Here is a 10,028-nt window from a genome sequence, read left to right as displayed (position 1 = left end):
GGCAAAACGCCCGCGTGCAATGCCCGCAAGGGCCAAAAACCAAAGGATGACGGTCGGCTTCACGACCTGAACACCTCTACATCGCCGACACGTCGCAAATTCAGCTGCTTGTTCAGCGTAGCCTTAACTGTGGCATGACCGATACCGCGGCTGGCGCCGGTCAGCAGCATATAACGAGTAACTTGGCCCATCTGTGCATGTCCAATTGGATAGATCGTTGCGGCGTGCAGTTGAGCGACTGCCGCCCTGCATGGGTGAGGTGTACCAACTCGCAAGCAGGCGTGCCAAACGCACTTCATGCTTGCGAGTATCTCGCCGACTTCCTAGCCGCTCGTTGTCTTCAATCAAATGTGCTGCGGATATGCTCAGCAACATTCGAAAGTTCCTGCAGTGCAGCAATTGACCAGTTTCCACGATACGTCACCGCGGTCACGCGACATGGTTAATTGTTGTTGCGAAAACGGAGAAGAGCAGTGAGTAACAAAGCAATATTGCGATTGGCGGGCAATGCGCGGCTTGGACAACAGCCGCCTCCGTTAGCCGATCTGCGGGATCGCTTCGACAAACACTGGCGTCAAGCGTCCGAGGGCCGGTCGCGTTTTGTGAGCATAGCAGACTTCCTTATGGCGAGGTGCCGCGCCACATTCGGGCAATTTGCACGCCATGAGAAAGAGACGCCCAGTCCCCGTCCCCAACGATTTCCGCCGTCGCTTTGTCGCGCTCCCGACATCCGCCCGTCTTAGATGCAACAAAATGGCCATTGCCGCCCTGCGATGGACGGAAGGCCGATGGTGAAAATACATTGAAGCAGCGTAAAACTACCGCAGATATCCCTATCCTAAGAGGATTGTTTTTTCCAGTAACTATCGTCGGAGCTGAGGTTCGGACCACCAAAGTTAACGCAGGTATCATACCGTCCGGGGAAAGGGCGTCCAATCAGCTCTGGCACCGCGTAGAGAACATGGAGACCTAGCGGCATTCTTCTTAAGAGCGAGTCATTGCCGAACCCATCGGTAATATCTAAAAATGTTTCTATAACGCCCACTTGCCTGTTTTTGCAAGAAATCCATTTAGGAACCAAATCTCTACCAAAAGGACCGAATCGACCGATCCGATCCAACAGCACTTCGCCCTTCCCAGGCGTCAGACGAACCCCGCACATCATCGCGTCACACTCAAAAAACGCCTCGCGACAGGGCATGGGAATTCTTTTTGCACGGTCGAAACATAGCTTGTAAAAAACTACTTTTTTGTGGACACAGCCCAGCCTACAGCGGCCAACATGACGATGCCGTTGATGTCGCTCAAACTCAAGGAGTTAGAGCGCAAGGGGGAACTCGGTCGAAGCCGCGGTGCCCAAAGCACCTTCGCTTCAGATCCACTGCCTCGGCTCGAATTCCAGCGAAAGGTGCCGCTGCTCAACCCGGCGACTGACTTGATTTCTTTTCATATCGACGGGCCCACAATCATTCTGGCGAAAACTTCCCGAATCCTGGCCCACCGCGTATCATCGATTGGACGTTTGCATCGACATGCTACACACCCCGTGACATAGTTGCCGTCGCAACGGCGACCGCGAAGTCACGGAGCGCGTTCACCATCGGCACAAACTCACCCGTTCTTTCGACAGAGTCCTTGGCTGACCGCGCGCATGCAAGTCTCAGTAGCTGCTCAATTTCGGTGACTGGTTCCGGGTATCGCCTTTATAAGGACATGATATTTTGTAGCCAGTGCTGATAAATTCAGTCCAAAACATCACGGGCATGGACTCGTATCGAAGGTTGCGCGAGCTGATTTGTCTTAGCGCAAGCATATCTCCAATGGACAACACTGCACTTTGGGCCCACATCTCCGGGCGACTATGCGCAGTGCTCAGTTGAGCGGTAATGACGGTTAGACATCCGTGGACGGCATCCAAGCTCACGCGCCTTCGAGATTGAACACTTGTACTTGACGCCTTTGGTAGCCGGCAGTTAAATAGCTTTGTAGAGTTGAACGATGCCACACGGTGAAGATCGAAATCGTCGAAGAAAACCGGGACCGAAAGCATACGCCATCGATGTCACATCAAGCTACAGACACATCTTTTGATCGCGATTGAGCTGATTGCATACATTGGCACTATTTCATGGAAGTCGCGAAAGGAGTCGGAAATGAACAAGGAACTGAAAATAGAACCACCGCGTCCAATCTCGCCAGCCGAGATCGCGTCCGATTGGACCGAATGGGGCCGCAGACTTTTGACCCAGAACCAATTGCCATTTTCCGGTGACGTTTCACAGTGGATATCTGCATGGGGCGAGGCGGTAGGTCAAATCGGACTATTCAATCTGAACATTACGGGCGCGAGAGATCCTGCAAAGGAACGCGCTATTATAAAGCGATACTCATACGGCCATCAGCTCGGAGAAATACTTGCTGTCTTGACACCCATGGCCGATGAATTCTATTCCACTGATCCTCATAAAAGAAGCGCTCTTTCCCCTGCCAGTCGCGATGACTATGAGAGCTTCGTCTCCATGAGAGACGGAATTCAAGAGCTCAAAAATAATAGTCCCTCAACCGTCCAGCAAATTGTAGAGGCGATCAAACGCATGAAAGAAAAGTCACCATCAACTTATCGACGCACAGTCGATGAGCTAGTCGACGAACTAAAGAGGCTTTAGCGGGAGCATGAAAGCACGTCCGTCCGCCAACTCTCCACGAACTTATCGAATTACTGACTGAATGTCGTTTTGGGGGCTGGGACTATTATTCGCCTCACAACTGCGAATGCCAGAAATGAGAACCCTTGGGGCCGGAGAATGAATCCGTGCGCCCTCCTTCTGTCGCCCCGCCATCTTTGTGAGCGCTGTAATGAGAAGACTGACGTGAGCAATTTTTTGGGTTGCCCGAACCGCCCTTAACGCGAGGCAGTGCAATCAGAATAATAGGAAAGTCTGTCTGACTCAGTCCGCCTTTCCAAAGCCGCAATGGTACTCGCAATGGACCTGCTTACCTCGGTCGTGGCCATCGACAACATTACCGATTACGCCACAACTTCGCCTCCGTACATCATGTGTTTTTAATGGATAAGACTTTTCCGGAAAACGGAATCCTCTATCGGTCAATCCGCCGGACGCAGGTCCATCATGCAGGCTAAGTGACCATTATTGCGATGCAGATACTGACGGCTGCCCTGTGCTGATTGGGCGGGCTAAATTTGATGCGTGCACGCCATGATGGCGATGCAACGTTCCTATCGGCCCGAGGGTGGGCCATTTCGGGAATTACGCTGGGTTTTCTGACGTGGCAAGTGATTTTCATGATGATCGGTGGCGAATGGTTTGGTATGTGGATGTCAAAGCAATGGTACGGTCTCCAAACTGCTTTTTACTTTTTCGTGACATTCCTCCTCGTACTCATCTACTTGGTGATGGCAGACGACGAGAACGGTCGACCGGCTACACCGCACCGAACATCCTAGGAGCCAGGCCTAAATGCAGCCGCTGTTGACCACCGTTCTAGCCCAGTACGCGCAGCGAACAGGCGGCGGGACGACGGCAGTGGGGCTGGCAATGATACGTAACCCAAGCATGTGATGGCGCGCACCGTATACGGTTTGCTTCCGGAGCACCGCCCCTAGCATCGGGCCGTGAACGGGACGATAAGTTTCTCCTTGGCGTACCAGCACCCCTGACGCTCTAGCTTGTTCTTGCACTGAGCGAATCACACATCCAGATTCTCCTAAGGGGAATCGAAACGGTTCACTTCCTCAGTCGCCTTCCGTTGCTTCCCGCGGCGACGGTCCGCATTCACTGTGCAGACTTCTACCCCACGAGCTTGTCGACTTTTTTCACGATCATGAGCTACCTCAAGTACTATTGCCCGCAGATGTGCGACTGTTGCAATTGGAACACCCGCTCGCACTACGATGCGACGGTACTGCATATGGGTCACGAACAGTGACCATGCTAGCCCCTGCCAGCTTCGCCAGCGGCCATGACGGGGCCGATCAAGACACTAATAAAACTGCGGGGATTGCGGCGTGGCGGTCCGCGCGACGCATTCGCACGACGACGCGTGGCATGCCTCACCAGCAACCACCATGACGAGCGGTGTCACGCGGGGCTTACCACGGGATCGCAAAGCCGGATGCGACGAATTCCTGACCATCGCATGACGGCAATAGATTTTCGACTTCGTACAGGCGAGCGTTATCACGACATCTCATGCGGGCACCGGATCTACTGGCATGAAGGCGACCGCCAGAATCTGCATGGCCATAGTTACCGCATCCACCTTGTGTGTGAGGCGGTGCCCGTTAACGGTCTCGGGCGTGATCGACTTCGCGTGGTTAAGACGCTGCTATGCGACTGGACCGAGGACATTGGAATCATCGTATATTGCTGTGAGTAGACGACCCTCTGCTGGTGGAAGTGCGAATTGAAGTCGTCCGCAATTGCAGTGGCATCTACCTGTTTTAGCCGCACCACCGGTCGGCGCCTGCTCGGAGTGTTGCCGCAATGGCGCGGAAACACGAAGATCCTGACGGATTGCTATTTGGTCGATTTTAATCATACCAGTATCCGCCCTTCCTTTTTTTGTATTAGTGCCGACGTCGATGGCAGCTTAATGCGCGCGCACTGGAGAACCTCGAAAATCGAAAATCGGTTTCCTGAGTCGTTTGATGCCGTGGCGATTCTTGTCAGCGACTTAGTTCGAGCGTTTGCATTGACGAACCGTGATGAGCATGTCCCGTCCAGCATCGGACGACCAAATTTCAGAGCGGTAATCCCGCTTTGCTGGGCTTGCTCGAACCACTCTCCCACTCCTTTGCCGAAGCGGGTTTGCGGTAGAACCGCAGCCGTGTCAGTTCGTCGCGCAGCACGTAAATGCATAACAGCGGCTGGTCAGCGGCCAGTAACTCCTTGAGGTGCACCGACTGCTCAGGTTCAGGGTGCGGCGGTTACGCAGCAGCAGCCATTGGCTGGACTCCAGGACCTTGCAGGCTAACCGGTCATGGCGAAGCTGGTTGGCCTGATCGACGCGCACGCGATCGATGACTTCCCGCCCGTATTTGGCGACGACGTGGAACAGGTGGCAGACGATTTCCGCCTGTGGGCAGTGGGCGGTGATCTCAAGTTCATAGGCCATCGCCAGATCGATGGCAACTGCCTGGATGTGCCCGGCTACGCCTTCAGGAAGCCGCTCGAAAAAGGCCCGCGCGATCTCGCGGGAACGTCCGGGACCGATCAAGAGCACCTGTCGGCCGATCGGATCGACCACCACCACCGCGTAGCGATGACCCTTATGAAGCGCAAACTCGTCCGTCGACAGATAGAGGATCATCGACCAGTCCGGCTCGGTCACACGAGCGCGCGGGCGCATCTTGTCGATCAACTTGACCGTGGTGTGCCAAGGCCTGCGAGAAGTTGGTGCAGGCGCCCGGCGTACAGGCGGTGGCTGCCTTCTACGATCTGGGCTGGCAGACGTGGACCATGCCCACCAAACCCGGTGGCGCAGCACATGCAGCACCACCCGGTACTCGAACGGCGGGAGATCGCGGACGCACCGAACCGTCGTCTCATGGATCTGCCGGCACCGCGCTCCGCACTGCTCGCGGTACATAGCCTTGCTTCACCGGCTTCAGTTACAGCGATAGCGTCTGGCCTTCACATTGCGGCCATTCCACGCACCCCAACGATAACCCATCCAGCACGCCAGTGCCTGCAGTGCAATGCGATCGAACCAACCCGCCTCCTGAGTTCCTTAAACTCAGGTCTCAGGCTACGCAATCGCTCCCTAAAGCTCCTCGGCTTCCTTCGATGAACCTTTTATCTTCAAAGGTTTGAAGCAAGTCGCGCGTTCCGGCGCAGCCCGCGCTCAGGTCAGTAATCGGGCCGCAAGCAGTCCTCAGTCGGCGACAGGTGAACGCGAGCGACGCATGCGCGGCTTCCGCGATCCTGAGCGCACGCAGACTTTCTCATCGAGCTTCGGCTCGATCTCACAGCACTTCACGCTCAAGCGACATCTGCTATGCGCCTCACCCTACCGCAAACAGCTCGGGGAGCGTTTCGCCGCGTAGCGGCGTTTCACAGAGATCGCACAAGTTCCGTCCGTTTTCTGAACAAGCGCTTTCCCTCCCCGCTATTCGGCAACGGCAGCCTCGACCGCAAGTGACCCATTACCCGACAGGCCTGACTGACATTGCCAAGTTGATGGGCCAACCCGAGCGTGCCGACCTTGGCACGGATTACCTTTTGCTCCTCAGTCTCGGACTCCTCGGTGTTCGCGACGTGCATCGCCGCTACCCGCTACGTCCTCCGCGCCGATGCGCGCCAGCATGAAAACCCAACAAGTGTCAGATTTTGCCTAGTCCACCGCATATCGCTGGTTGATTCACGATAACGGATCTCGGCCAACTGCAGCGCTCAAAACGACTACGTCCTAGTCGCTCCACCTTTTCACGCACATTCCTATCCCCTTGCAGTTTCAGCCCTAGGGTGTGATACGCGAGCAGCGACGGTCGATGCCCGACACTCACAGAGGTCCTGCTCGACGGGAAAATGCGCACGGCCACGCAGATAACCCCGCACCAGGTCGCGTGTCAGTCACGCGTGCCGGTGCAAGGTCAACCGACTGACTATAAGCTGGAGAACAGATAACCACGCCACCATTGATCACAAGACTCACCAACGTAAAAAGGGCGAACAGGTGGCAGTAATGCACCGCGTGGCGCAACAGCAGTGCAACCCTCATTTCTGTGGTGATAAACGACAGCTTGGCACCGAGTGCAGTGTCCACGATCGAAAACGCAACATGCACACCGACAGGAGCCACGAACGCCACGCGCGCGGGCGCGTCCGCGCCAGTCCGATGAAGCGCCGGAAGAATCGGCCGTCAATACTGTAGACTGCCTCGAATTTCTGATCACCAGCAAGGATTCGCGTTGGCCTGCTCCCTCTAGTTCTGCGTCATTTCGTTCTGTAACTTCGCTACTGACGACGCCTTGAGCGCTGCATCGTCGTTGAAGGCGCACCACTTCTTCGCTCCTGACTGACCCTCGATGATTTCAGGCCCAACGACATCGTATTGAGGCAGCCATTTCTTGACCGTTTCCTTCAGCCTTAAATAGACGTCACGACCAATCTGTCGTATTCCTTTCCGTTCACATAGAACATCAGTGACCGAATGCTACGCCCTCCCAAATAATCGAAGACTTTCTCGCCTTTAGCCACTTTCAGTTGCACCATCTTGATCCTCCGGAGAACCTGCCTGCTGTTCGGCGAAGGGGTTTTCGTACCGCACCGTGACTAAGATCTTCATTCCCGCCGCGCGCGACGTGTACGCCGACCGCCTTCTGGGCATGGCTCTGCCTCAGTACGCGACCGAGCGACCCCGGGAGCCGCAAGCACGACGTCCATCGTGCCCTTCTGCTGCCAGCGCTTGGAGTTGTGCCGGGCGGTAATGTGTGACGGGAAGCCGAGGTTCTGCAGCAGATGCCCCAAGCGGCATTCCTTGGTCAGCACATGCACGATGGCTTTCAGCCCGCAGACTGGCGACGCGCGGACGGCCAAGGCCAAGCGTCTGCGAACCGAAGAGCGGCTCAACCATCACCCATTCGTCGTAAGTGAGCGGCAGGTAGATCAAACGTCGCTTACCTCTTCTTCGACCGATCGTTGAGCGGTCTGGCCGTCCAGCACTTCTATCCGGAACGGGCCACGGACTCCCGTTGAAAATTCGGCCGCCGCGGCCAAAGCGCGTTCGAGTCTGACGTCCGGCCGCATCGGCACACCGACGGTGGTATGCAGTGAGCCCAGCGCCGCCTGTTCGCCGCTACCACAGGCATCGAAGTTCACGGCGCGTTCAGCAACCTGATAATCGCCGCGAATCTGGAAGATGCGCCCCATGTACCCAACCAGAAAAGTGCCAGCCGATTCGCGTTCACCGTCCTTGCGCGCGAATCCGCCGCGGGTAAAGCAAGCGCGTACCGCCTCAATGAACGTCGTGCACATGAAGGCGAACACATCGGTGCCCTCAGGGCGCGGCGCGACGGTCAGACTATGGCCCAGAAGCTGCCCCATCCTGAAGGATGTGGTGAAGCCGATCAGGAACGGTCCCACCCGATAAATCTTGGGGTCGGCGCGCACGGTGATGGACCCACCCCCCGCTCCTGCCGAATCCGCACCCATGTAAACCTTCTTGCCATCTGTCAGCGCCACAATGCAGGTCATGCTGCCTCCGTAGGTGTTGCCCGATAGAACGCGACGCGCACGCCCTCGCACGGCTCAGCCGTGGTCGAATCCATGCAAGTACGCCCATTGCCGCCCAGAACTGCCTCGCGGGTCTATGACGTCCCGCCGGCAGGTAACTTCATCAGATCAGCGCGACAATCTTGTGCCACTGATTTTCAGTGGCCCGCATTGCCCGTGATTGGCGTTGTTCCAACGCAGAAACCAAGTCATTGGCCTTTTCAAGCGTGACAGTTCCTGTATAGGATATTATGCTGGTCAATACCGCATCGGGTCCGGCGGAGTCCCGGACAGTGATAAATCGCCATGAGCCGATCCTGCACAAAGAACGCATAGCAGCAACACAGCGCCGAGAACGTTTTCGCGAAAGAAATTCATGCCTTCCTTTGTAAGTAAAACACTCGTCAACTAGCCATCATCCACGTCGGCAACGAAGGCCATCGAGCGCCAGACGGGGATGCCTATAACTGCGCAAATTCGTTGCCGCGCACAAGGTCTAAACCTCGGATTCTGATACTGTGCAAAATAAATGCCACGATATCACTAATTACCAGTCACACTGATATAAAACGTTTTTTTAATGCCATAACGATTGTTTAATATTTTAATCGTTTGGAAGTGCGTTCTACCGCGCCATCCGTCTACATATGCCCGATGGTCGGCTCAATCGCGCTACGCCGCCGGATCATGACGCGCAACGTTCGCGTGATGCCACGGCGCAGACCGGGGTGGTAGACCCTAACGCTGTCCGGTTCGGCGCCCCCGGCAACCACGGTCGACGATCACGATTTCAGGTTGGACGTCACTGAGAATCGCCGCGTAGTCCAGCGCTTCTTCCATGAGATGACCGTCGTGCGCATTGCCCGGCATCGAGCGGGTCCTAATTACCCGCGTCCTCCGACGCGTCGCCGTGATCAATACCTCTACACCGTAAGCGCTAGATTTAGCACAGCGAATGAGGAATCGTTTGCATTCTGCGCGCGTGCGTAGCCCCATCGCGACGGTCGATATTGACCGGCGATGTTTCCAATTGTGTTCGGGGAGTGTGCGCCGACGTGGCGGCCTGCGCGCGTCTTGTGTGTCAGCTCGCTTTCGACTCGGCGCTGCGCTTCGCATAGTTGAACGGCAGCAGATCGCTGATGTCCGCATCCGGCGCGCGTTGCGGCGACTCGGTCAGCACGTGTAGCAGGTACGCATAGGGCTCGACGCCGCAGGCCCGACAGGTCCGGATCAAGCTGTACACCATGGCGCTCGCCTTTGCTCCGGCAAAGGTGTCGCTGAACAGCCCCGAAGTTCTGCCTGTGCAGAAGGGGCGGATATCGCGTTCCATGACGTTATTGTTTACCGGGGCAAGCCCATCTGCCACATAGCGGCTCAGGTATTCCCACTGGTTGCGTGTATAGCCAATTGCCTTGCCCAGCAGGCTCTCGGGCAACACCTCAGGGGTCTGCTCATCGAGCCATTTGCTGAATGCTTCGAGCAATGGAACACTGTGCTGCTGGCGCAGGCGGTACATGTAGCCGATACGCGTCTCGCCTTCAGGCCGATTCCCTTTGGCAAGCCGCTCGACCTAGTACAGTGCCTCTAAGTACTTGAGTGCCTGCGCTACGCGGCAACCGGGTTTCCTCTGCCCCTTGAGCGCGTCGACGAAGCTCCGTCTCGCATGAGCCTTATGCCGAACTCCGCATAAGGCCCATTATCCCAAGTTGGGTTTTATGTTGTGACGCAGTTGGCCGGCAGCGGACTGTCGTGATCGAGGTGACGAATTACTCGGCATAATATTCGTCGCAACGC

The 10,028-nt window shown here is 56.2% G+C and carries 3 protein-coding genes and 6 pseudogenes; 4 read left to right on the top strand and 5 right to left on the bottom strand.

Annotated elements, in window-relative coordinates; genetic code table 11:
- Positions 1 to 2,153: 2,153 nt before the first annotated feature.
- The 3 genes and pseudogenes from ACLFKU_RS41210 (at position 2,154) to ACLFKU_RS41200 (ending at position 4,398) form a co-directional block, all read left to right on the top strand.
- Positions 2,154 to 2,666, top strand: a complete 513-nt coding sequence (locus tag ACLFKU_RS41210; protein ID WP_368587464.1) for a hypothetical protein — start codon at positions 2,154 to 2,156, stop codon at positions 2,664 to 2,666.
- A gap of 401 nt (positions 2,667 to 3,067) precedes the next feature.
- A pseudogene (locus ACLFKU_RS41205) lies at positions 3,068 to 3,466 on the top strand (DUF2165 family protein).
- Between the two features lie 515 nt (positions 3,467 to 3,981).
- Positions 3,982 to 4,398, top strand: coding sequence for a 6-carboxytetrahydropterin synthase (locus ACLFKU_RS41200; RefSeq protein ID WP_410853048.1), 417 nt, complete (start codon positions 3,982 to 3,984; stop codon positions 4,396 to 4,398).
- A gap of 338 nt (positions 4,399 to 4,736) precedes the next feature.
- Here the strand turns inward: ACLFKU_RS41200 and ACLFKU_RS41195 are convergent.
- Positions 4,737 to 5,694, bottom strand: a pseudogene (locus tag ACLFKU_RS41195) (transposase); the annotation flags it as partial.
- A gap of 163 nt (positions 5,695 to 5,857) precedes the next feature.
- On the opposite strand from ACLFKU_RS41195, the pseudogene ACLFKU_RS41190 reads away from it, so the two are divergent.
- A pseudogene (locus ACLFKU_RS41190) lies at positions 5,858 to 6,067 on the top strand (IS6 family transposase); the annotation flags it as partial.
- An 85-nt stretch (positions 6,068 to 6,152) separates the two neighbouring features.
- Here ACLFKU_RS41190 and ACLFKU_RS41185 read toward each other — a convergent pair.
- From ACLFKU_RS41185 to ACLFKU_RS41170, 4 genes and pseudogenes are all read right to left on the bottom strand, one after another.
- Positions 6,153 to 6,284, bottom strand: a pseudogene (locus ACLFKU_RS41185) (IS481 family transposase); the annotation flags it as partial.
- Positions 6,285 to 7,628: 1,344 nt separating this feature from the next.
- A complete protein-coding gene (locus ACLFKU_RS41180) occupies positions 7,629 to 8,216 on the bottom strand; it encodes a hypothetical protein (RefSeq protein ID WP_410853047.1) in 588 nt (195 codons plus the stop codon).
- Positions 8,217 to 8,878: 662 nt separating this feature from the next.
- Positions 8,879 to 9,167, bottom strand: a pseudogene (locus tag ACLFKU_RS41175) (IS5/IS1182 family transposase); the annotation flags it as partial.
- A 148-nt stretch (positions 9,168 to 9,315) separates the two neighbouring features.
- Positions 9,316 to 9,903, bottom strand: a pseudogene (locus ACLFKU_RS41170) (IS66 family transposase); the annotation flags it as partial.
- Positions 9,904 to 10,028 lie beyond the last annotated feature (125 nt).

This window comes from Paraburkholderia sp. EG304 (assembly GCF_046543485.1).
Taxonomy (GTDB): Bacteria; Pseudomonadota; Gammaproteobacteria; order Burkholderiales; family Burkholderiaceae; genus Paraburkholderia; species Paraburkholderia youngii.
The sequence above is the reverse complement of the archived record's forward strand: the minus strand, read 5'-3'. Positions and strand labels throughout refer to the sequence as shown.